This is a genomic window from Planococcus sp. TJ-201 (assembly GCF_058268495.1).
Genome location: NZ_JBZDOG010000001.1, coordinates 426670 through 449255, shown reverse-complemented (window position 1 = coordinate 449255; position 22586 = coordinate 426670). Strand labels below are relative to the sequence as shown.

The following is a 22586-nucleotide window of genomic DNA, read 5'->3' as shown; positions in this document are numbered from 1 at the left end:
CGGTGACACAGTGAAAAGACCAAAAAAACAGCGGCAACAGGCATTAAAAGACTCTATAAAAGAAAATCCATTTGTGACGGATGAAGAACTGTCCGTTGAATTTGATGTCAGTGTGCAAACCATTCGTTTGGATCGGATGGAGCTTGCCATACCGGAACTGCGGGAACGCATTAAACACGTAGCCGTGAAAACGTTTGAAGATGAAGTGAAATCTTTGCCGATCGATGAAGTGATCGGTGAGATTATCGATATTGAACTCGACAACAAAGCCATTTCGATATTCGATGTAAAACCGGAACACGTATTTCAGCGAAACAAGATCGCGAGGGGTCATCATTTATTTGCACAGGCCAATTCCTTGGCAGTTGCAGTAATGAATGAAGAACTGGCATTGACAGTGAAATCGGAACTGCAATTTCTGCGGCCGGTCACAGCTGGACAGCGCGTAGTTGCAAAAGCAGAAGTGATGGAAAGCCATCCCGAAAAAAACAGGGCGTTTGTCAAAGTGGTATCATCTGTTGAACAACAAACGGTTTTTATCGGCACATTTGAAATGTATCGCATGACAGAGCAAAGTGAAGGTGAAGAAACATGAAAATTGCAGTAGATGCAATGGGTGGAGACAACGCTCCAAAAGAAATCATTGCTGGCGTTTATAAAGCACTGGATGAATTTGCAGATATTGAAATTCAGCTTTTTGGTCATCAAGACAAAATGCAGGAATTTCTGAAGGAACATGAACGCTTATCAATCGTCCATTGTGAAGAAGTCATTGAGTCGGAAGACGATCCCGTACGGTCGGTCAAACGGAAAAAGGATGCATCCATGGTCCGCATGGCGCAAGCTGTAAAAGATGGAGAAGCGGATGCTTGTGTATCGGCGGGCAATACGGGAGCGCTTATGTCTGCCGGCTTGTTCATCGTGGGCCGCATTGATGGTGTGGACCGTCCGGCACTGGCTCCAACGTTGCCGACTATTGACGGCAAAGGATTTGTGATGCTGGATATGGGAGCAAACGCGGAAGCACGTCCGGAACATCTGGTTCAATATGCCATCATGGGAAGCATTTATGCCGAAAAAGTGCGCGGCATTCAAAACCCGACAGTCGGATTGCTGAACATTGGAACCGAAGAGAAAAAAGGCAATGACTTGACGAAAGCTGCTTTTCCCTTGTTAAAAGAAGCGCCGGTCAATTTTATTGGCAATGTAGAGTCGCGTGATTTGCTGAATGGTGTGGCGGATGTAGTCGTAACCGACGGATTTACCGGAAATATGGTTCTAAAAACAATTGAAGGCACAGCGATGAATGTTTTTGCCATGATCAAAGACGTCTTTATGACTTCCGCCAAAACAAAAGTTGCGGCATTTCTGGTCAAAGATGATATCAAAGGCCTCAAAGGTATGCTCGATTACAGCGAGTATGGCGGTGCAGGACTGTTTGGATTAAAGGCCCCTGTCATAAAAGCACATGGTTCATCAAATGCTACGGCTTTGTTTAATGCCATACGCCAAACACGTACCATGGTTGAATACGACGTAACCGGAACAATTTACAGTACGCTGAAAAAGGAGACCTCACATGAAGACTAAGATTGCCTTTATTTATCCTGGCCAAGGGTCGCAGACAGTCGGCATGGGCGAAAGCTTTTTAGCGGACGACACAAGCCGCAAGTTCTTCGAAAGCGCAGACCAATCACTTGGTCTCGAATTGTCCAAGCTGATGCTCGAAGGCCCACAGGAAGACTTGACGCTGACGTATCACGCCCAACCGGCATTGTTGACAGTCAGTTCAATGATTACGGAACGCTTGACTCGTGCGGGCATCCGGCCAGACTACACAGCCGGACACAGCTTAGGCGAGTACAGCGCATTGGTTACTTCCAATGTGTTGGATTTTCCGACAGGGGTCAATATCGTACATAAACGTGGATTGTTCATGAACACGGCATTTCCCGCCGGAGAAGGCACGATGGCAGCCATTCTTGGCATGGAAAGCGAAGAATTGGAAAAAGTGACGAATGAAGTAACGGATACAACCGGCGTTGTCCAACTCGCCAATTTAAACTGTCCGGGGCAGATCGTTATCTCCGGCACAAAAGCAGGCGTGGAACAAGCATGTGCGGTTGCCAAAGAGCGCGGCGCGAAACGGGCAATTCCGCTGGATGTCAGCGGCCCTTTCCACTCTGAATTAATGCGTTCGGCGTCACAGGATTTAGCAAAAGAGTTGAGCACCTCTTTCCTTCTCGACGCTAAAGTGCCAGTGGTTTCAAATGTAACAGCCAAAGCTGAAACCAATGCCGCGCAAATTCAGGATCTTCTCGTTCGCCAACTGTATTCACCGGTTTTATGGGAGCAGTCCGTTCGCGAAATGATCAATCTTGGTGTGACAGTATTTATTGAAATCGGGCCAGGAAAAGTGTTGAGCGGTCTGGTGAAAAAAATTGACCGCTCAGTTAAAACTTTGCCGGTCTATGACTTAGAATCGTTTGAAAAAGCGGTAGAGGAGTTGGCGAAATGAGCAAACTTGCAGGGAAAACAGCTATCATTACGGGCGCATCGCGCGGAATTGGTGCAGAAATCGCCCGTAAATTTGCAGCAGACGGCGCCAAGGTAGTCGTTAATTACAGTGGCAGCCAGGAAAAAGCAGAAGCAGTTGTGGCAGACATCCAGGCAAACGGCGGAGAAGCAATTGCAGTCAAAGCCAATGTGGCGGATGCAGAATCTGTCAAAGCGATGGTCGATGAGACGATGAAAGCGTTTGGTTCAGTAGATATTTTAGTAAACAACGCAGGCATCACCCGTGACAATCTGATGATGCGCATGAAAGATGATGAGTGGGACGACGTGATCAACATCAACTTAAAAGGTGTCTTTATTTGTACGAAGGCAGTTACACGCCAAATGATGAAGCAACGCGCTGGACGCATTGTCAATATCGCGTCAATCGTCGGGGTCATGGGCAATGCCGGGCAGGCAAACTATGTGGCTTCTAAAGCGGGTGTCATTGGCTTGACCAAAACCACGGCCCGTGAACTGGCAAGCCGCGGCATTACGGCAAACGCAGTAGCGCCCGGATTTATTACAACGGACATGACAGACCAATTGACCGAGGAAGTCCAAAAAGCCATGCTCGGACAAATTCCGTTGAACCGTTTTGGTGCGCCGGAAGATGTCGCAAAAGCGGCGTTGTTCCTGGCTTCTGACGATGCTTCTTATATGACAGGCCAGACGCTTCATCTTGATGGCGGCATGGTTATGTAGCAAAGATTTTTGTATACTGATTTGAGGGGAGGTGACGACATTGTCAACAGTATTAGAGAGAGTAACTAAAGTAATCGTAGATCGTCTAGGTGTAGAAGAAAACGAAGTGAAACTTGAAGCTTCATTTACCGGTGACCTAGGTGCAGATTCATTGGACGTAGTGGAATTGGTTATGGAACTTGAAGATGAATTCGATATGGAAATTTCTGACGAAGACGCTGAGAACATGGCGACAGTAGGCGACGCAGTAACATATATCGAAAAGAAACAAGCTTAAGTACCGAAAAGCGGAAGCGGCCGTGTAGATTCGACGGGCATAAGACGCTCCGGCGAAGTGGCATTTCTTCAGCCGCACAGCTGGAGTGGCTTATGACCCTAGAATCTGGCCGCTGAAGCTAGCCACCACGAAAAGCGGAAGCGGCCTTTTAAACCCTTCCGCGAAACACCAATACTTATACACACATTGACGCACAATTGCTGTTATACTAAGCAGTTGTGCGTCAATTCTCTTTTTGCACAAAAGCTGAAAAAAAGGTAAAATTGATGGTAGTACACAAAGGAAGGCAGATAAAAATGGCAATGAATAAAAAATCAAATCACCAAAAGCCGGGCACCATAAAAGAAAACGCCAAAGCGGCATTTGAACAACTGCAAAAAGAGCTAAATGTTTCGTTCAACAAGCCTGCATTGCTGTATCAAGCTTTCACGCATTCATCTTATGTGAATGAGCATCGAAGAAAACAATTTACCGACAACGAACGTTTGGAATTTTTGGGAGATGCGGTATTGGAATTGTCTGTATCGCATTACTTATACATGAAATATCCAGAAATGAGCGAAGGCGAATTGACGAAGCTGCGCGCAGCGATTGTCTGCGAGCCGTCACTGGTTTTATTTGCTAATGAACTGGGTTTTGGCAAATACATCTTGTTGGGCAAAGGGGAAGAGCTGACGGGTGGACGAACACGGCCGGCACTTTTGGCAGATGTTTTCGAATCATACATCGGCGCCCTATACCTTGATCAGGGGCTGGAACCTGTTGTCGCATTTTTGGAAATGGTGTTGTTTCCAAAAGTGGAAATCGGTGCTTTTTCGCATGTGATGGATTATAAGAGCCAATTGCAGGAGTTGGTTCAGCAGAAAAATAATGGAACATTGAGTTATGAAATCATTGATGAAATCGGTCCGGCCCATAGCCGTGTATTTGTGACCCGAGTATCGCTTGCGGAGCAGGAACTGGGTGTTGGCAATGGGCGATCGAAAAAAGAAGCGGAACAGCAGGCAGCTCAGCTGGCCATCCGTAAATTGCAGGAAGCAGCGGAGGAGTAACAATGTTTTTAAAAAGATTGGAAGTTATGGGCTTCAAATCATTTGCCGATCGCATCGGCATTGACTTTGTACCTGGAGTAACAGCGGTTGTCGGACCGAATGGCAGCGGCAAAAGCAACGTCACCGATGCCATCCGTTGGGTGCTCGGAGAACAATCGGCCAAATCACTGCGCGGCGCTAAAATGGAAGATGTTATTTTTGCCGGCAGTGATTCCCGGAAGCCGCTGAATTTTGCGGAAGTCACTTTGATTTTAGACAATACAGATGGTCGAGTCCCTCTTGATTACAGCGAAGTCAGCGTAACAAGAAGGGTTTTTCGCAGTGGCGAAAGTGCCTATCTATTAAACAAGCAAAATTGCCGATTAAAAGACATCACAGACTTGTTTATGGATTCAGGACTGGGCAAAGAAGCATTTTCAATCATTTCTCAAGGACGTGTAGACGAAATTCTAAATTCGAAAGCCGAAGAACGCCGGTCGATTTTTGAAGAAGCTGCAGGGGTCCTGAAATACAAGCAACGCAAGAAAAAAGCAGAAATCAAGTTGAATGAAACCGATGAAAACTTGAACCGCGTACTTGATATCCTTCACGAATTGGATGGACGGATGGAGCCGCTTCAAATTCAAGCTTCCACTGCACGGGATTATTTGGACATGAACGAACAGCTAAAAGATGCCGACATCGCCTTATTGGCTTATGATGCTGGTAATCTGGAGCAGGAGTTGGACCAGCTAAAGCACGAAGCTGCCGGTCATTCTGAGAAAGAGTGGCAGTTGTCTGGAGAGATTAATGAAAAAGAACAGACAGTAGGCAGCATTCGCCGCACGCTGGCTGAGTTGGACAATAAAATAGACCAGGCACAAAATGCTTTAGTAGAAGCCAGTGCGGAGACCGAGAAATGGCAAGGACGCAAATTGTTGATGTCCGAGAAAAAAAGCAATGCGCACCGGCAGGCACAACAGCTGCAGGACACCCTTGGTGCAGAAAAGCTGGAAAACGATTTTCTAATGCAAAAGCATCGCGAACAACTGGCTTTGCTCGAGGAACGCAAGGCTGAGCAACAGGCGATCCGAACAGCCATTAAAGGGCTGGAAGAGCAACTCAACAGGACGCCAGCTGATATCGACAACGAAATTGAAAATGGCAAGTCGGTTTATATCGACTTGATGAACGAACAGGCGACCGTGAAAAACGAACTTAAAAATATCGACTTGCAGGCACAGCAGTTGTCTGAATCGACCGGCCGCATTGCATCGCAGCGGACAGACTTTACAGCGGAATTGTCGAAGCTGGAAAAAGAAAAAACGCAGGCTAAGCAAAATGTTCAAGAAATTCGCACCTTGTTGGAAAACAAGCGCCAGCAATACAAAGACAGTGATGCTTCCTATCAGCTTCAGAAGCAGACTTTTGACCAGAAACAATCCATGTTGTTCCAAGCATACCAATCGCAAAAACAACTGGGTGCACGAATTGACACGCTGCAGGAATTAGAAGCGGATTTTTCGGGCTTTTTCCAGGGCGTTCGAGAAGTGCTGGTGGCACGTGAAAAAGGCCATTTATCAGGAATCAGAGGAGCAGTCGCTGAAATTGCCCAAGTGAAGAAAAATTACGCCAAAGCGATTGAAACGGCATTAGGAGCTTCAAGCCAGCACATTGTGACGGAGAATGAGCAGCATGCCCGGGAAGCCATTGATTTCCTGCGCAAAAAAAGAGCGGGCCGCTCGACATTCCTGCCTATGACGGTCATGAAGCCGCGGAAAATTCCAGAACAGACATTGGCAACGGTGAACCAGCATCCTGCCTACATCAAGATGGCGTTTGAACTGGTCCAGTACGATCCGCAATACGCGATGATTATCGAAAATCTTTTGGGCAATGTCATTATTGCCGAAGATTTAAAAGGCGCAACGGCAATTTCAAAGGCAACCGGCAATCGGTTCCGTGTGGTGACGCTTGAAGGCGATATTGTCAATGCCGGTGGATCAATGACTGGCGGCGCGAATAAAACACAAGCCTCCTTCTTTTCTCGAAAAGCCGAACTTGAACAATTGCTTGTGCAAGCAGGTGAACTGAAAGACACGATTTTGAATGCCGAAAAAACAGTTCAGAAAGAACAAGCTGAAGTTAAAAAAGCTGAAGAATCGATCCAGATTTTGCGGGCTGAGGGCGAAAAATACCGGGAGATGGAAGCGGAAAGCGCCATTATTTTGCGGGAAATTGAAGCCGTATTGAAAACCACGTTAGAGCGTTTCCAATTATTCGAAGCCGAACAGCGGAACAAGGCATACGATTTAACAGCCATCACTGGGCGAAAAGAAACAGCTTCGGCACGACTCGAAAGCATTGTTGACGAACTGAACGCTATCACGGTGAAAATTGACGAGTTGACTTTATTCAAACAGCAAAATGAATCAGCACGCGATCAAGTATTGGCAAAGTTGGCGGACCAGAAGTCGCTTTATGCTGTGACAAAAGAACGCGTAATGCAATTGACTGCAAACGAAGCCGAACTTTTTGAACGCTTGGAAAAAAGCAGCCGAAAATTGCAAGAGTATCAAAAGGAACTGCAGTGGATTCAATCAGAAGAGGCCGCAAAAGTCTATTCAGACGAAGAAATTCTTCAAGAAATCGAGTCTTGGTCAGCGAAAAAGGTACAGATGCTAGAAACAGTAGATCTGACAAAAATACAGCGGGCTGAGCAGCAAAGCAATCTCAATGAACTTGAAGAGGGTTTAAAAGAACAACAGCGCATATATAAAGGGTACGTCGAGGCAATTCGGATCTGCGAAGTCAAATCGACGCGTTTGGAAGTTCAGCTCCAAAGCTTGGTCTCGCAGCTTGAAACCAATTACCAACTGACACTCAATCAAGCCAAACAGTTTGATATGGTGGACGAGGAAACGGTTGTCCGCAGGACAGTCAAGCTGCTGAAGCAATCCATTGAAGAATTAGGTCCCGTCCACATCGGAGCCATTGAGGAGTTTGATCATGTTTCCGATCGCCATGCGTTTTTAACCGAACAGCGCAATGATTTGAATGAAGCAAAAGAAACTTTGAGAACATTGATTCGGGAAATGGATGGTGAGATGACCAGTCGTTTCGATGATACTTTCCACGCAATTCGGAAGCAATTTCAGCTTGCCTTTAAAGAGCTATTTGGCGGTGGATCGGCCGATTTGGTATTAACCGATCCGCAGGATATGCTGCGGACGGGTGTGGAAATTATTGCCCAGCCTCCTGGTAAAAAACTGCAGAACTTGAGCCTGCTGTCGGGCGGAGAACGTGCATTGACTGCCATCGCTTTATTGTTCGCAATTTTAAATGTGCGCCCTGTACCGTTTTGTGTCCTTGATGAAGTTGAAGCGGCGCTTGATGAATCGAATGTCGTACGTTACAGTCAATACTTGAAGAAGTTCAGTGAGGACACGCAATTTATCGTCATTACCCACCGCAAAGGAACAATGGAAGGCGCGGACGTTCTGTATGGCATCACCATGCAAGAATCGGGGATTTCAAAATTGGTTTCAGTTAAGCTCGAAGAAAAAATTTAAAAAGAGGAGTGTTTGCGTGAGTTTCTTTAAAAAACTAAAAGATAAATTTGCCGGCAACACCGAGGCTGAAGAGTCAACTGAGAAATACAAAGAAGGATTAACCAAAACCCGTACTGGCTTTACTTCGAAAATCAATGATTTGGTAGCCAAATACCGCAAAGTCGATGAAGATTTTTTCGAGGAATTAGAAGAAATCTTATTGCAGGCAGATGTAGGATTTGAGACGGTCATTGAACTGATGGATGAACTGCGCTATGAAGTACAGCGCAAAAATGTACGGGACACGTCCAACGTCCAATCCGTTATTTCGGAAAAACTGGTAGATATTTATCAGGCTGGGGAAGCCGAAACAAATGAAATCAATTTCGTCGACGGGTTAACGGTTATTTTAGTAGTCGGCGTCAACGGCGTCGGCAAAACGACGACCATCGGGAAGTTGGCCCACCGTTTTAAAAACGAAGGCAAAACCGTTATGCTGGCTGCCGGCGATACATTCCGTGCCGGGGCAATCGAACAATTGGATGTTTGGGGCCAGCGCGTAGGCGTAGATGTCATCAAGCAAAGCGAAGGCTCGGATCCCGCAGCCGTTATGTACGACGCAGTCCGGTCAGCCAAATCCCGTGGCGTAGATGTATTGATTTGCGACACGGCAGGACGTTTGCAAAACAAAGTCAATTTGATGAACGAACTGCAAAAAGTGCATCGTGTCATTTCGCGTGAAATTCCAGGGGCGCCTCATGAGGTGTTGTTGGCTCTTGATGCAACGACCGGGCAAAATGCCATGATTCAAGCTCAAACATTTAAAGAAGTGACAGATGTTACAGGCATCGTCCTGACAAAATTGGATGGCACAGCAAAAGGCGGAATTGTGTTGGCTATCCGCAACAAGCTGAAGATTCCAGTGAAATATGTTGGACTTGGTGAAAAGTTGGATGACCTGCAGCCGTTCGATGCGCAAAAATACGTTTATGGCTTGTTCGCTGAAGGTTTAGACAAAGAACAACAGCTAGAAGATGCTGAAGCAGACAAGTAAAACTACTTGACAGCCTTATCGATATTCAGTATTCTAAGCAGTAGAATGAGCGGGGTGAGCATCAATGATGGGATTGGAAAAAACAACGCGTATGAATTACTTGTTTGATTTCTATCAGGAGCTGTTGACACCTAAACAGCGAAGCTATATGATGCTGTATTATTTAGATGACCATTCACTGGGCGAAATTGCAGAAGAATACGACATCACCCGCCAGGCGGTTTATGATAATATCCGCCGAACGGAAGCAATGTTGGAAGAATATGAGCGCAAATTGCAGCTGTTTGAGAAATTCCAAAAACGGCAGCAATTGGTCTCGTCATTTGAAAAACAGCCATTCACAGAAGACCGCGTCCAGCAATTTTTGGGCGAGCTGAAGGAATGGGACTAGGAGGCGGAAAGAATGGCATTTGAAGGATTATCCGAACGCCTGCAAGGCACCATGACCAAGATCAAGGGCAAAGGTAAAGTCAACGAAGCAGACGTTAAAGAAATGATGCGTGAAGTTCGCTTTGCCTTAATCGAAGCGGATGTTAACTTAAAAGTCGTCAAAGAATTCGTCAAAAAAGTCAGCGAACGGGCAATTGGCCAGGATGTCATGGACAGCCTGACGCCGGGACAACAGGTCGTCAAAATTGTTAAAGATGAGCTGACTGAACTAATGGGCGGCGAAGAACGAAAAATCGAATTTTCAACAAAACAGCCGACTGTCATTATGATGGTAGGACTTCAAGGTGCCGGTAAAACGACCACTTCGGGGAAACTTGCCAATTTATTGCGCAGAAAGCACAACCGTAAGCCATTATTGGTAGCGGCCGACGTCTACCGTCCGGCAGCCATCCAGCAGCTGGAAACCATCGGCAAGCAATTGTCGCTTCCAGTTTTTTCTAAAGGGACAGATATGTCTCCGGTGGAAATTGCGCGGCAGGCGATTGAACATGCAAAAGCCGAGCATTTGGATACCGTGATCATTGATACGGCGGGCCGTCTGCACGTCGACGAGGCATTGATGCAGGAATTAAAGGATATCCGTGCGCTTAAAGAGCCGGATGAGATCTTCCTGGTCGTTGATTCGATGACCGGTCAGGATGCAGTCAATGTGGCTCAGAACTTTGATTCGGCTATTGGCATCACTGGCGTTGTTTTGACAAAGCTTGATGGCGATACGCGAGGCGGGGCAGCGTTGTCAATCCGTACCGTTACTCAAAAACCGATTAAATTTGTCGGGATGGGCGAGAAAATGGATGCGCTTGAAGCTTTCCATCCGGAACGCATGGCGTCACGAATTCTCGGAATGGGCGATATGCTGTCGCTGATTGAAAAAGCACAGTCAAGCGTCGATGAAGAAAAAGCGAAAGAGCTGGAAGAAAAGTTCAGAACTTCATCCTTTACCTTTGATGACTTTCTTGAACAAATGTCGCAAGTCAAACAGATGGGTCCATTGGATGAAATTTTAAAAATGCTCCCCGGAGCTAATAAAATCAAAGGGCTCGAAAACGCAAAAGTGGATGAAGGGCAAATGGATCGTGTAGAAGCCATTATCTATTCCATGACCAAAAAGGAAAAAACAACCCCTGAAATCATCAATGCAAACCGCAAAAAACGAATTGCAAAAGGTTCAGGAACGACGATTCAAGATGTCAATCGACTCCTAAAACAGTTTGAAGACATGAAGAAAATGATGAAGCAAATGTCGGGCATGAACACGAAAAAAGGCAAAAAGAAAATGGGAATGCCAGGCCTAGACTCACTTTTCAAGTAAAATTTTAAGGTGTTAAGAAAAAATACTTTACAAACTATTTAAAGCTTGCTAATATAATATCTTGTGTGAAACTATTCGGAGGTGCTTTAAGAAATGGCAGTAAAAATTCGCTTGAAACGTATGGGAGCTAAAAAATCTCCTTTTTACCGTATTGTAGTAGCTGACTCACGTGCTCCACGTGACGGCCGTCAAATCCAGACAGTAGGTACTTACAACCCGCTGACAGTTCCAGCTGAAGTTAAAATCGACGAAGAACTAGTGTTGAAATGGCTTCATGATGGTGCAAAACCATCTGATACTGTACGCAACTTGTTTTCTCAAAAAGGCATTATGGAGAAATTCCATAACGAAAAACTAAACAAGTAAGGGAGATTTTCTTATGAAGCAGCTGATTGAGACCATTGTGAAACCGTTAGTTGATTATCCGGAAGAAGTTCGTGTCGAAACTGACGAAAACGCAAGCCGAATTGTCTACAAGCTTTCCGTGCATCCAGAGGATACGGGGAAAGTGATCGGGAAACAGGGGCGTGTAGCGAAAGCTGTCCGTTCAATTGTGTACTCAGCAGCAGGCGGTTATCATAAGAAAAAAACATACCTTGATATTGTCGACTAAGAAAGAAGGAGGAGCCTAGGTTCCTTCTTTTTTTTTCAGAAAAATAGGAATGAAAGGATGTTTTTTCGTGCAATGGTTTAATGTAGGGAAAATTGTTAATACTCATGGAATCCGCGGGGAAGTGCGTGTTTTATCACGCACAGACTTTCCAGAAGAGCGTTTTGCAGTAGGTGCAAAGCTTGGCCTCTTTACGCCGGATGCCAAAAAACCGATCATGGTGAAAATCGCCAGCCATCGCCAGCACAAAAACTTCGAGTTGCTGACGTTCGAAGGCTACCCGAACATCAATGATGTAGAAGCATTCAAAGAATCTTACTTGAAAATTGCGGAACACGATTTGACTGAGCTGGAAGACAACGCGTTTTACCACCATGAAATTCTCGGGTGCGCCGTTGTTTCAACCGAAGGACAGGAACTCGGAACCATCAGCGAAATTTTGGAGACTGGCGCCAACGATGTTTGGGAAGTGACGCCCAAAACTGGGAAGAAGCATTACATTCCCTATATTGAAGACATCGTCAAAGAAATCAACATTGATGAAAAGAAAGTAGTCATCGAAGTGATGGAAGGTTTGTTGTCTTGATGAACATTAATGTCTTATCGTTGTTTCCGCCGATGTTTGAAGGCGTCTTTCAGCACTCGATTATGAAAAAGGCCCAAGAAAAAGGGGCTGTCAGTCTAAACGTCGTGGATATTCGGGAGTTTGCGGACAACAAGCGGCAAGTAGATGATTATCCATTTGGCGGAGGTGCTGGCATGGTGCTCAAACCAGAGCCGATTTTCAATGCCGTAGAAAGCTTGACTCAAAAAAGCCAGCCACGTGTTATTTTAATGTGTCCGCAAGGTGAGCGCTTTACGCAGGAAAAAGCGGAGGAGCTGGCGGGCGAGCAGGAATTGGTCTTTATCTGCGGCCATTATGAAGGCTACGACGAGCGAATCCGGGAACATTTAGTGACTGACGAAATTTCTATCGGTGACTTTGTATTGACTGGCGGAGAGTTGGCAGCCATGACCGTTATTGACAGTGTCGTCAGACTGCTTCCAGGGGTGCTTGGCAATGCAGATTCACCGGTTCGCGACTCATTCTCTACAGGATTCCTGGAACACCCTCAATACACGCGCCCTGCTGATTTCAGAGGCTGGAAAGTTCCAGACGTTTTAACTTCAGGCAATCATGGAAAAGTCGATGAGTGGCGCGAAGAGCAAACCTTAAAACGGACGCTGGAACGGCGGCCGGACCTGCTCGATAAAGTGGACTTGAGCAACAAACAGAAAAAAATGATCGCTAAACTAAAAGAACAAAAATAGAATGCAAGTTGCTCTTGCACAGACGGTAGATTAATGATATTATGGACACTGTACTTTTATGTGAAGTACAGGATCACGATGTTCCGCTGCAACAGTCTATTTGTGTGCAAGAACTTCTGTAGAAGGAGAGAAAAATAATGCAAAACATTATTACAGAAATCACTAAAGAACAGCTTCGTACGGATCTTCCAACGTTCCGTCCTGGGGATACTGTCCGCGTCCACGTTAAAGTTGTCGAGGGTACACGCGAACGTGTTCAGGTATACGAAGGAGTCGTAATTAGCCGTCGCGGAGGCGGGATCAGTGAATCATTCACTGTTCGCAAAATCTCTTACGGTGTTGGTGTTGAACGTACATTCCCTGTACACACGCCAAAAATTGCACAGCTTGAAGTTACCCGTCGTGGTAAAGTACGTCGTGCGAAATTGTATTACTTGCGTGACCTGCGCGGTAAAGCAGCTCGTATCAAAGAAATTCGATAAGATCGCATTAATGAAAGAGGGCGCTTGCGCCCTCTTTCTTTTTGCTAAAAAGTTTGATTCCTTGTACAATTAAGCCAGTAAGCATGGGGAGGAACACGCATGGAGACTGAAGTAAAGAAGAAGAACGAAATGTGGGAATGGTCCAAAGCTCTGTTGATCGCCTTCGGTTTGGCAGCAATTATTCGTTTCTTTTTATTTACGCCGATTGTTGTAGATGGAGAATCAATGATGCCGACTTTGGAACACGGAGACCGCATGATTGTGAACAAGATTGGGTACGCAGTTGGAGAACCGGATCGTTTTGACATTATTGTATTCCATGCGCCGGAAGAAAAAGATTACATCAAACGCATAATTGGATTGCCGGGTGATCATGTAGCTTATGAAGACGACCAGTTATATATAAATGGAGAAGCAGTGGAAGAACCTTATCTGGATATTTACAAGCAAGGAATTACCGGTACGCTGACAGAAGATTTTGTTCTGGAGGATGTGCCTGGTGGCGAAAGTATTATACCGGAAGGCTCTGTGTTTGTTATGGGCGATAACCGCCGTCAAAGCAAAGACAGCCGCCATATCGGATTGGTCCCGACCGACGAAGTGATCGGGGACACAAGTCTCGTTTTTTGGCCATTGCCTGAAGCGGGAATTGTAAAATAAGGAGTGTTTTTATGACGATACAATGGTTTCCTGGACATATGGCAAAAGCACGGAGACAAGTTACAGAAAAACTGAAATTAGTGGATATTATTTTTGAACTTGTTGACGCCAGGTTACCTTTATCTTCACGAAATCCGATGATCGATCAAGTGATTCAGCAAAAACCGCGTCTCATTATTTTAAATAAAATGGACATGGCAGATGAAGTTGAAACGAAAAAATGGATTCGTTATTTTGAGGATCAAGGTACCCGTGCAGTAGCCATCAATTCGCTTGAAGGCAGAGGACTGCAGCTGGTAACGAAAGCATCAAAAGAAATATTGGAAGAAAAATGGGATCGGATGATTGCCAAGGGCATCAAACCCCGTGCCATCCGTGCCATGATTGTCGGCATTCCGAACGTAGGCAAGTCGACGCTCATCAATCGGCTGTCGAAAAAAAGCTTGGCCAAGACCGGTAACATGCCAGGTGTTACAAAAGCGCAGCAATGGATCAAAGTCGGCAAAGAAATTGAATTATTGGATACACCGGGTATTTTATGGCCGAAGTTTGAAGACCCTGAGACAGGCTTGAAACTGGCGGTCACAGGAGCGATTAAGGATTCGGTGATTCAAATGCAGGAACTGGCTATTTATTCTCTCGAGTTTCTTGCTGAACGCTATCCGGACCGCATGATGGAACGCTACGGCATCGACCATGTCGACGAAGAAATTGTCAATACGTTTGATCATATCGGCAAAAAGCGTGGCTGTTACGATCAGCATGGAGATGTCGACTATGAAACAACTGCTGAAATAGTAGTTCGGGATATCCGTAACCAATACCTTGGTAAAGTGACGTTCGATTACAGAGATGAAATGATTGTGGAAGAAGAACAGGCATAAGGTTCACTTTGTCTGAAAAAAAGCTGTTCCTCGATTTTGGGGAACAGCTTTTTTTGATAAGATGGAAAGCGAATTAATTGCTATTTGCCTGCTTTGTGTCAATAAAAGATGATTTCTTTAATTGGAAACTCTTGTTTATAGAATGAAGGCTTGTAAACCATTCCATTAAAAATGGATAAAGAAAGAAGTTGACGAATTGCAAAAAACGACTGAAATAAAAGCTCGATTAGACGAAGCGGCCGAATGGCAGCCTTGGATGGAAGAACTTCAAAATGATTCGCGAAAAAGTGTTCAAGCGTTACTAGCGTCCTGGCAGCGGAAACGGCAGCAACGCGATAAGTTATTGGAAAAGCATGGCTTAAAACTGCAGTTTGATGCGTCATTCAGAAATCGGGAAAACGATTTGGTGGCAGGCATTGATGAGGCAGGTAGAGGTCCTCTAGCAGGCCCGGTTGTTACAGCCGCTGTAATCTTGCCGGAAGATTGCTCGAGCCTGGTCGGTTTGGACGATTCGAAGCAACTAAGCAAAGTTAAGCGCGATCAGCTTGCTGAAATCATTAGGCGGATTGCTGTCAGCTATGCAGTTCATGTCCAGCCGCCTGAAGAGATTGATCGGATCAATATTTATCAGGCCACAAGAAACTCAATGACTGAAGCAGCTTTGACGTTATCCCCTGAGCCGGCAATTGTGCTGGCCGATGCCATGATGCTGGATGTACCGATGCATTGTGAATCTATCATCAAAGGTGATGCCAAGAGTTTGAGCATAGCGGCAGCTTCGATACTGGCCAAGACCGGTAGAGATGCGCTTATGGCAGAATATGCTCTTGAATATCCACAATACGGGTTTGACAGGCATGCCGGCTATGGAACGAAAGAACATGTTACAGCGTTGGAAAAACATGGACCATGCAAAATCCACCGGACAACATTTGAACCGGTGAAATCTCTTTTGACACAAAATTCACTGTTTTAACAGGTGGAAGTTTTGGCAGAATAACCAACAACGGTGGACATTCTATGGCAACTTTAATACAATGGTAAAGGCAATAAAATTACGATAGAGATGTTTGATTGGAGGATGACAGATGAATATCCATGAATATCAAGGAAAAGAACTCCTCAGACAATACGGCGTAGCAGTTTCTTACGGCACTGTTGCTTTTTCTCCGGAAGAAGCAGTGAAAGCAGCTAAAGAACTGAGTACGGATATTGTTGTGGTAAAAGCGCAAATCCACGCAGGTGGACGAGGCAAAGCCGGCGGTGTTAAAATCGCTAAAAACCTGGATGAAGTCCGTACATACGCGAAGGAACTTTTAGGTAAAGTTCTTGTGACTCACCAGACAGGGCCGGAAGGCAAAGAAATCAAACGCCTGTTGATCGAAGAAGGATCTGACATTAAGAAGGAATACTATGTTGGATTGGTGCTTGATCGCCAAACTTCACGTGTCACTCTTATGGGTTCTGAAGAAGGCGGAGTTGATATCGAGGAAGTTTCTGAGAACACTCCTGAAAAAATCTTCAAAGAAGTGATCGATCCAGTGGTCGGTTTGACTGGTTTCCAGGCACGCCGCATGGCTTTCAACATGAACATTCCGCCTAAGCTTGTTAACAAAGCGGCGAAATTCATGCTTGGCCTTTACACTGTATTCATCGAAAAAGATGCTTCAATTGTTGAAATCAATCCGTTGGTTGAAACTGGCGACGGCAATATCTTAGCGCTTGATGCAAAATTCGATTTCGACGAAAACGCTCTTTACCGCCACAAAGACATTGTGGAACTTCGTGATTTCGACGAAGAGGATGCAAAAGAAATTGAAGCTTCCAAGTATGACTTGAGCTATATTTCTTTGGATGGGAACATCGGCTGTATGGTTAACGGCGCCGGACTTGCTATGGCAACGATGGATACGATCAACTACTACGGCGGAACACCCGCTAACTTCCTTGACGTTGGGGGCGGTGCTACCGCTGAGAAAGTAACGGAAGCTTTCAAAATCATTCTTTCTGATAAGAATGTAAAAGGAATCTTCGTTAACATTTTCGGCGGTATCATGAAGTGTGACATCATTGCGGAAGGCGTTATTCAAGCTGCTAAAGAAGTAAGCCTGGATGTACCGCTTGTCGTCCGTCTTGAAGGAACCAATGTAGAAATCGGTAAAAAACTGCTGAATGAATCAGGTCTTAATATTGTGGCTGCTGGAACAATGGCAGACGGCGCTAAACAGATCGTAGAACTTGTAGGCTAAAGAAGGGCAGGGACAAAAATGAGTGTATACATTAACAAAGACACAAAAGTGCTTGTACAGGGAATTACAGGGTCAACTGCCCTTTTCCATACAAAGCAAATGCTTGAATACGGAACGAAAATCGTTGCGGGTGTAACACCAGGTAAAGGCGGAACTGAAGCTGAAGGCGTACCTGTCTTCAATACTGTGGAAGACGCAGTAAAAGCTACAGGAGCAAACGTATCTGTAATTTATGTACCGGCACCTTTCGCAGCTGATGCAATTCTTGAAGCTGTTGATGCTGAGCTTGACATGGCAATTTGCATCACTGAACACATACCTGTATTGGATATGGTCAAAGTGAAGCGTTACATGGAAGGCAAGAACACGCGTCTTGTTGGACCAAACTGCCCGGGCGTTATTACTCCGGACGAATGTAAAATCGGCATCATGCCTGGATACATTCACAAAAAAGGACATGTTGGCGTTGTTTCACGTTCTGGTACATTGACGTATGAAGCGACTCACCAATTGTCTGAAGAAGGAATTGGCCAGTCGACAGCTGTCGGCATCGGCGGAGACCCGGTAAACGGCACAAACTTTATCGACGTCTTGAAAGAATTCAACGAAGATGAAGATACTTACGCAGTAGTTATGATCGGTGAAATCGGCGGAACAGCGGAAGAAGAAGCTGCTGAGTGGGTTAAAGCGAACATGACAAAACCTGTAGTAGGATTTATCGGCGGACAAACTGCACCTGAAGGAAAACGTATGGGCCATGCCGGTGCGATCATTTCTGGCGGTAAAGGAACAGCTGCTGATAAAATCAAAGCAATGAACGAAGCGGGCATCGAAGTTGCAGACACTCCATCTGTTATCGGAGAAACTTTGATCAAAGTAATTAGAGAAAAAGGGCTATACGATAAATGTAAAACCCATTAATATGAAGGTAAGGTGCATCTTAGCTGATGCACCTTATTTTTTTCAAAAATAGAACAGGAGGAACAAAATGAACAAAAAATTTACGGAGCGCTTATTGGCGCTGCACTATGTCTACCCAAAAAGTTTGCAAAAATTGCTGCCGCTACTGGTTGATGATCCTGACCTGTCAAAACTTGAGCAAAAAACCCCCTATGAGCTAACGCTGCTTCTAGCCATTAAAATGGATCAAGCAGTTAAACTGATCACCTCTTACCGGCAATCCTTAATGTTCCCCTTAAGTGAAACCTACAGAAAGCATAAGATACTCCCCATATCTTATCAACATCCTCTATATCCCGGAAGCCTGCTGGAGTTGATCGATCCACCTGCTGTGCTATATGCCAAAGGTGACGCCACTTTATTGGCAGAACCCTTAAAAATGGCGATCATCGGTTCGCGTAAAGCTTCTCCTTATTCACAAAAAGTCCTACACCAAATCGTTCCACCGCTGATTGAAAACGGTTATGTGATTGTTAGCGGATTGGCAAGAGGAGCGGATGCCATGGCTCATAAAAAAGCGATCGATTTAGGCGGCCGGACAATAGCCGTTACCGGGAGTGGTTTTTTGCATCCTTATCCAAAGGAAAACGCAGCATTAAACCATTTAATAGAAGAAAAACATTTAGTTTTGACGGAATATCCACCCTACATGGAACCGCGAAAATGGAATTTTCCAATGAGAAACCGCATCATCAGTGGATTGTCCAGAGGCATTATTGTGACAGAAGCTTATGTCAAAAGCGGAACATTAAGCACAATCGAGCATGCACTGGATCACGGCAAAGATATATTCGCAGTGCCCGGCAGTATCGAATCGCCTTTATCAGAAGGACCGCATAAACTAATTTCAGAAGGGGCGAAACTGGTGTGGAATGGCTGGCAGGTGCTAGAAGAATATCAACAAATGACAGCTGAGAAAGAATGAAAAAAATGAAAAGCCTTGCATTAAGCTAAAATCTGTTATACATTTTGCAACAGGTAATTCTTTTAAGCAGTTTGGAGAAACCTCTATGAGGAGGAAATAGTTATGGCGGATTTTTTAGTGATTGTTGAGTCGCCTGCAAAGGCTAAAACAATCGAACGGTATTTGGGTAAGAAATATAAAGTCCGTGCTTCACTTGGACATTTACGCGATTTGCCCCGGAGTCAAATGGGTGTAGACGTGGAAAATAATTATGAACCTCGTTATATTACGATCAGAGGCAAAGGACCGATATTACAGGATCTTAAAAAAGAAGCGAAAAAAGCAAAGAAAGTCTTTCTCGCGGCTGATCCCGACAGAGAAGGAGAAGCGATTGCATGGCATTTGGCTACTGCACTGGGCATTGACCAAACCTCAGATTGCCGTGTGGTTTTTAATGAAATCACGAAAGATGCCATTAAGGAATCGTTCAAACACCCGCGCAAAATTGATATGGATCTAGTTGACGCACAACAAGCTCGTCGAATTTTGGATCGTCTTGTTGGCTACAGCATCAGCCCATTGCTTTGGAAAAAAGTGAAAAAGGGACTGTCTGCTGGCCGTGTACAGTCTGTAGCTCTGCGCCTGGTCATTGACCGGGAGAACGAAATTAAGAGCTTTGAACCGGAAGAATACTGGTCCATTACGGGAGAGTTTGAAAAAGCAAAAAAACAATTCGAAGCCCAGTTTTACGGCAATACAAAAGAAAAAATGAAATTAAACAATGAATCGGATGTCAAAGCCGTTATGGCATCGATGAAAGGCAAAGACTTCACAGTAAACCGAGTAGTGAAAAAAGAAAGAAAGAGAAATCCATCCCCTTCTTTTACAACTTCTTCACTCCAGCAGGAAGCAGCCCGCAAATTAAACTTCCGAGCCAAAAAGACAATGATGCTTGCGCAGCAATTGTATGAAGGTATTGCAGTAGGAAAAGAAGGCATCACCGGTTTGATTACGTATATGCGAACGGATTCCACACGCATCTCGGATACGGCGAAAAAGGACACGATAGATTTTATCGTTGAAAACTACGGCGAGCCATACGTCACACAAAAAGTGGCTGCCAAGCAGTCTGCAAAATCACAGGATGCCCACGAAGCGGTGCGCCCAACAAGTGTGATGCGGACACCGGAATCGATGAAGAGCATTCTGTCACGGGATCTCCACCGCTTATACAAATTGATTTGGGATCGGTTCGTAGCCAGCCAAATGGCACCAGCAGTTTTGGATACCGTCATGGCGGAACTTCAGAACGGCGAAGCGGTATTCCGTGCAAACGGTTCACAAGTTAAATTTCCTGGATTCATGAAGCTTTATATCGAAGGTACAGACGATCAAAAAGAAGAAAAAGACAATATTTTGCCGGAAATGGCTGAAGGTGATATCGTGAAAGCGGTTGAAGTTACGCCTAATCAGCATTTTACGCAGCCGCCTCCGCGTTTTACCGAGGCCCGTCTAGTGCGGACACTCGAAGAACTTGGAATAGGACGTCCGTCAACCTATGCACCTACACTAGATACTATCCAAAAGCGTGGTTACGTGACGCTAGATGCTAAACGATTTATTCCAACCGAGTTGGGAGAAATTGTCCATCAGTTGGTACTCGAATTTTTCCCTGATATTCTGAATATCGAGTTTACCGCTAAAATGGAACACGATCTCGATACTGTCGAAGAAGGCGAAATTGATTGGCGCTCCATTATCGATGCATTTTATCTAGAGTTTGAGAAAAATGTTGAAGTGGCAGAAGAGGAAATGGAAAAAGTTCAGATCAAAGATGAGCCTGTAGGTGAAGATTGTGAGTTATGCGGTTCGCCGCTGGTCTACAAGCTTGGCCGCTATGGCAAATTCATGGCTTGCAGCAATTTCCCTGAATGCCGAAATACGAAAGCCATTGTTAAGCATATTGGCGTTAAATGCCCAACATGCAAAGAAGGCGAGATTGTTGAAAGAAAAAGTAAGAAGCGCCGTATTTTCTATGGCTGTGAGCGTTACCCAGAATGCGAATTCGTATCATGGGACAAGCCAATTGAACGGCCGTGTCCGAAATGCAACGAGTTGCTGGTAGAGAAAAAAGTGAAAAAAGGTGTTCAAATCAATTGCACAAGCTGTGATTACAAAGAAGAAGTTCAATCATAATATAGAGGTGTTTTAAAATGACGAAATTTGTAAACGTAATTGGAGCAGGATTGGCTGGCAGTGAAGCAGCGTGGCAAATCGCCAAACGGGGAGTTAATGTCCGTTTGTACGAAATGCGCCCGGTAAAACAAACGCCGGCTCACCATACAGATAAATTTGCAGAGCTGGTCTGCAGCAATTCGCTGCGCGCCAACTCTTTGACAAATGCAGTGGGTGTCATCAAAGAGGAAATGCGCAAACTGGATTCGGTTATTATCGATTCGGCTGACCGGGCATCTGTACCGGCTGGCGGCGCTCTTGCAGTGGACCGCCACGAGTTTGCTGGAGCAGTGACTGACAAAGTCAGAAACCATCCGCTGGTCGAAGTGTTCAACGAGGAAGTAACAGAAATTCCGGAAGGCATTACCATTATCGCAACCGGACCGTTAACATCTCCAGCACTGGCTGAAAAAATTCGTAAATTGACGGGCGAAGAATACTTGTACTTTTACGATGCGGCAGCACCGATTGTTGAGAAAGACAGCATCGATATGGACAAAGTTTACTTGAAATCCCGCTACGACAAAGGGGAAGCGGCTTACTTGAATTGCCCAATGACGGAAGAAGAGTTCAAGCGCTTCCATACCGCACTGGTTGAAGCAGAAGTGGTGCCATTGAAAGAATTTGAAAAAGAAATTTATTTTGAAGGCTGCATGCCGGTAGAAGTCATGGCTTCACGTGGTGAGAAAACCCTGACTTTCGGACCGATGAAGCCGGTAGGGCTGGAAGATCCGAAAACAGGTAAAATTCCTTACGCTGTCGTTCAGCTTCGCCAAGATGATGCAGCCGGAACGCTTTATAATATTGTCGGGTTCCAAACGCATTTAAAATGGGGACCACAAAAAGAAGTACTCAAATTGATCCCTGGACTAGAAAATGTGGAAATTGTGCGCTACGGCGTCATGCATCGCAACACCTTCATCAATTCACCGCGCGTCTTAAAGCCGACGTATCAGTTGAAAGCTGATGCAAATATTTTCTTTGCCGGCCAAATGACTGGAGTCGAAGGCTACGTTGAATCGGCAGGCAGCGGTTTGTTGGCAGGCATTAATGCAGCAAAACTGGCATTAGGCGAAGAGCTGTTGGTATTCCCTGCTGAAACGGCTCTAGGTAGCATGGCGCGTTACATTACAGAGGCGGACAGCAAGAACTTCCAGCCTATGAATGTTAACTTCGGCTTGTTCCCAGATTTAGGCGAGCGGATCCGTTCAAAACAGGAGCGTGCGGAAAAACACGCTGACCGTGCATTAGCTTCAATTCAAAATTATATGAATACAGTGACTGTTTAATTGATAAAAGCCTCTAAATGTTGGTATAATTTAGAGGCTTTTGTATTTGGTGAAAGGTGGAGCATA

The 22586-nt window shown here is 45.2% G+C and carries 23 protein-coding genes; all 23 read left to right on the top strand.

Annotated elements, in window-relative coordinates; all coding sequences use genetic code 11:
* Window positions 1-10 precede the first annotated feature (10 nt).
* Window positions 11-595 carry a transcription factor FapR gene (gene fapR, locus AC4EG4_RS02485; RefSeq protein ID WP_490977883.1) on the top strand — a complete coding sequence of 195 codons (585 nt, stop codon included), beginning with the start codon at window positions 11-13 and terminating at the stop codon, window positions 593-595.
* On the top strand, window positions 592-1590 hold the full coding sequence (gene plsX / locus AC4EG4_RS02480) for a phosphate acyltransferase PlsX (protein WP_490977884.1): 999 nt from the start codon (window positions 592-594) through the stop codon (window positions 1588-1590). The genes fapR and plsX overlap by 4 nt, the downstream gene beginning before the upstream one ends.
* A complete protein-coding gene (fabD, locus tag AC4EG4_RS02475) occupies window positions 1580-2518 on the top strand; it encodes an ACP S-malonyltransferase (RefSeq protein ID WP_490986846.1) in 939 nt (312 codons plus the stop codon). The genes plsX and fabD overlap by 11 nt, the downstream gene beginning before the upstream one ends.
* The gene (gene fabG, locus AC4EG4_RS02470) at window positions 2515-3261 is read left to right on the top strand and encodes a 3-oxoacyl-[acyl-carrier-protein] reductase (RefSeq protein WP_490986845.1); all 747 of its coding nucleotides are present in this window, start codon (window positions 2515-2517) and stop codon (window positions 3259-3261) included. Before fabD ends, fabG begins: the two co-directional genes overlap by 4 nt.
* Before the next feature lie 40 nt (window positions 3262-3301).
* Entirely contained in the window at window positions 3302-3538 is a 237-nt protein-coding gene (locus tag AC4EG4_RS02465) for an acyl carrier protein (protein WP_490977887.1), read from the top strand.
* Window positions 3539-3834: 296 nt separating this feature from the next.
* A complete protein-coding gene (gene rnc / locus AC4EG4_RS02460; RefSeq protein ID WP_490977888.1) occupies window positions 3835-4590 on the top strand; it encodes a ribonuclease III in 756 nt (251 codons plus the stop codon).
* Window positions 4591-4592: 2 nt separating this feature from the next.
* Window positions 4593-8141, top strand: a complete 3549-nt coding sequence (gene smc / locus AC4EG4_RS02455) for a chromosome segregation protein SMC (protein ID WP_490986844.1) — start codon at window positions 4593-4595, stop codon at window positions 8139-8141.
* Window positions 8142-8157: 16 nt separating this feature from the next.
* Window positions 8158-9174 carry a signal recognition particle-docking protein FtsY gene (gene ftsY, locus AC4EG4_RS02450; protein WP_490977890.1) on the top strand — a complete coding sequence of 339 codons (1017 nt, stop codon included), beginning with the start codon at window positions 8158-8160 and terminating at the stop codon, window positions 9172-9174.
* A gap of 67 nt (window positions 9175-9241) precedes the next feature.
* Window positions 9242-9565 (top strand): putative DNA-binding protein, encoded by a 324-nt coding sequence (locus AC4EG4_RS02445; RefSeq protein ID WP_490977935.1) that lies wholly within the window; start codon window positions 9242-9244, stop codon window positions 9563-9565.
* A gap of 12 nt (window positions 9566-9577) precedes the next feature.
* Entirely contained in the window at window positions 9578-10936 is a 1359-nt protein-coding gene (ffh, locus tag AC4EG4_RS02440) for a signal recognition particle protein (protein WP_490977891.1), read from the top strand.
* 93 nt (window positions 10937-11029) lie between these two features.
* Window positions 11030-11302, top strand: coding sequence for a 30S ribosomal protein S16 (gene rpsP / locus AC4EG4_RS02435; RefSeq protein WP_008430833.1), 273 nt, complete (start codon window positions 11030-11032; stop codon window positions 11300-11302).
* A gap of 13 nt (window positions 11303-11315) precedes the next feature.
* Window positions 11316-11549, top strand: a complete 234-nt coding sequence (locus tag AC4EG4_RS02430) for a KH domain-containing protein (RefSeq protein ID WP_142826576.1) — start codon at window positions 11316-11318, stop codon at window positions 11547-11549.
* Between the two features lie 67 nt (window positions 11550-11616).
* Window positions 11617-12132, top strand: coding sequence for a ribosome maturation factor RimM (gene rimM, locus AC4EG4_RS02425; protein WP_490977892.1), 516 nt, complete (start codon window positions 11617-11619; stop codon window positions 12130-12132).
* Complete coding sequence (gene trmD / locus AC4EG4_RS02420) at window positions 12132-12857, top strand: tRNA (guanosine(37)-N1)-methyltransferase TrmD (protein ID WP_490987177.1); 726 nt, start codon at window positions 12132-12134, stop codon at window positions 12855-12857. Before rimM ends, trmD begins: the two co-directional genes overlap by 1 nt.
* A 137-nt stretch (window positions 12858-12994) precedes the next feature.
* Window positions 12995-13339, top strand: coding sequence for a 50S ribosomal protein L19 (rplS, locus tag AC4EG4_RS02415; protein WP_006828268.1), 345 nt, complete (start codon window positions 12995-12997; stop codon window positions 13337-13339).
* A 99-nt stretch (window positions 13340-13438) separates the two neighbouring features.
* Window positions 13439-13999, top strand: coding sequence for a signal peptidase I (gene lepB / locus AC4EG4_RS02410; protein ID WP_490986843.1), 561 nt, complete (start codon window positions 13439-13441; stop codon window positions 13997-13999).
* Between the two features lie 11 nt (window positions 14000-14010).
* On the top strand, window positions 14011-14883 hold the full coding sequence (gene ylqF / locus AC4EG4_RS02405; RefSeq protein ID WP_490986842.1) for a ribosome biogenesis GTPase YlqF: 873 nt from the start codon (window positions 14011-14013) through the stop codon (window positions 14881-14883).
* Between the two features lie 196 nt (window positions 14884-15079).
* Window positions 15080-15859, top strand: a complete 780-nt coding sequence (gene rnhB, locus AC4EG4_RS02400; RefSeq protein WP_490977895.1) for a ribonuclease HII — start codon at window positions 15080-15082, stop codon at window positions 15857-15859.
* Between the two features lie 112 nt (window positions 15860-15971).
* Window positions 15972-17132, top strand: coding sequence for an ADP-forming succinate--CoA ligase subunit beta (gene sucC, locus AC4EG4_RS02395; RefSeq protein WP_490977896.1), 1161 nt, complete (start codon window positions 15972-15974; stop codon window positions 17130-17132).
* 18 nt (window positions 17133-17150) lie between these two features.
* On the top strand, window positions 17151-18053 hold the full coding sequence (gene sucD, locus AC4EG4_RS02390) for a succinate--CoA ligase subunit alpha (RefSeq protein ID WP_490977897.1): 903 nt from the start codon (window positions 17151-17153) through the stop codon (window positions 18051-18053).
* A gap of 67 nt (window positions 18054-18120) precedes the next feature.
* A complete protein-coding gene (dprA, locus tag AC4EG4_RS02385) occupies window positions 18121-19017 on the top strand; it encodes a DNA-processing protein DprA (protein WP_490986841.1) in 897 nt (298 codons plus the stop codon).
* Window positions 19018-19119: 102 nt separating this feature from the next.
* Complete coding sequence (gene topA / locus AC4EG4_RS02380) at window positions 19120-21192, top strand: type I DNA topoisomerase (RefSeq protein WP_490977940.1); 2073 nt, start codon at window positions 19120-19122, stop codon at window positions 21190-21192.
* Window positions 21193-21209: 17 nt separating this feature from the next.
* Entirely contained in the window at window positions 21210-22520 is a 1311-nt protein-coding gene (gene trmFO, locus AC4EG4_RS02375) for an FADH(2)-oxidizing methylenetetrahydrofolate--tRNA-(uracil(54)-C(5))-methyltransferase TrmFO (protein ID WP_490986840.1), read from the top strand.
* The last annotated feature ends 66 nt before the right edge of the window (window positions 22521-22586 follow it).

Excerpts from the sequence above, each read along its gene's own strand:
- ffh (WP_490977891.1), top strand. The coding sequence starts at position 9,578 with ATGGCATTTGAAGGATTATCCGAACGCCTGCAAGGCACCATGACCAAG.
- fabD (WP_490986846.1), top strand. The coding sequence starts at position 1,580 with ATGAAGACTAAGATTGCCTTTATTTATCCTGGCCAAGGGTCGCAGACA.
- rplS (WP_006828268.1), top strand. The coding sequence starts at position 12,995 with ATGCAAAACATTATTACAGAAATCACTAAAGAACAGCTTCGTACGGAT.
- AC4EG4_RS02445 (WP_490977935.1), top strand. The coding sequence starts at position 9,242 with ATGGGATTGGAAAAAACAACGCGTATGAATTACTTGTTTGATTTCTAT.
- sucC (WP_490977896.1), top strand. The coding sequence starts at position 15,972 with ATGAATATCCATGAATATCAAGGAAAAGAACTCCTCAGACAATACGGC.
- AC4EG4_RS02430 (WP_142826576.1), top strand. The coding sequence starts at position 11,316 with ATGAAGCAGCTGATTGAGACCATTGTGAAACCGTTAGTTGATTATCCG.
- ylqF (WP_490986842.1), top strand. The coding sequence starts at position 14,011 with ATGACGATACAATGGTTTCCTGGACATATGGCAAAAGCACGGAGACAA.
- smc (WP_490986844.1), top strand. The coding sequence starts at position 4,593 with ATGTTTTTAAAAAGATTGGAAGTTATGGGCTTCAAATCATTTGCCGAT.
- rnc (WP_490977888.1), top strand. The coding sequence starts at position 3,835 with ATGGCAATGAATAAAAAATCAAATCACCAAAAGCCGGGCACCATAAAA.
- rpsP (WP_008430833.1), top strand. The coding sequence starts at position 11,030 with ATGGCAGTAAAAATTCGCTTGAAACGTATGGGAGCTAAAAAATCTCCT.
- trmD (WP_490987177.1), top strand. The coding sequence starts at position 12,132 with ATGAACATTAATGTCTTATCGTTGTTTCCGCCGATGTTTGAAGGCGTC.
- fabG (WP_490986845.1), top strand. The coding sequence starts at position 2,515 with ATGAGCAAACTTGCAGGGAAAACAGCTATCATTACGGGCGCATCGCGC.
- plsX (WP_490977884.1), top strand. The coding sequence starts at position 592 with ATGAAAATTGCAGTAGATGCAATGGGTGGAGACAACGCTCCAAAAGAA.
- trmFO (WP_490986840.1), top strand. The coding sequence starts at position 21,210 with ATGACGAAATTTGTAAACGTAATTGGAGCAGGATTGGCTGGCAGTGAA.
- dprA (WP_490986841.1), top strand. The coding sequence starts at position 18,121 with ATGAACAAAAAATTTACGGAGCGCTTATTGGCGCTGCACTATGTCTAC.
- topA (WP_490977940.1), top strand. The coding sequence starts at position 19,120 with ATGGCGGATTTTTTAGTGATTGTTGAGTCGCCTGCAAAGGCTAAAACA.
- lepB (WP_490986843.1), top strand. The coding sequence starts at position 13,439 with ATGGAGACTGAAGTAAAGAAGAAGAACGAAATGTGGGAATGGTCCAAA.
- sucD (WP_490977897.1), top strand. The coding sequence starts at position 17,151 with ATGAGTGTATACATTAACAAAGACACAAAAGTGCTTGTACAGGGAATT.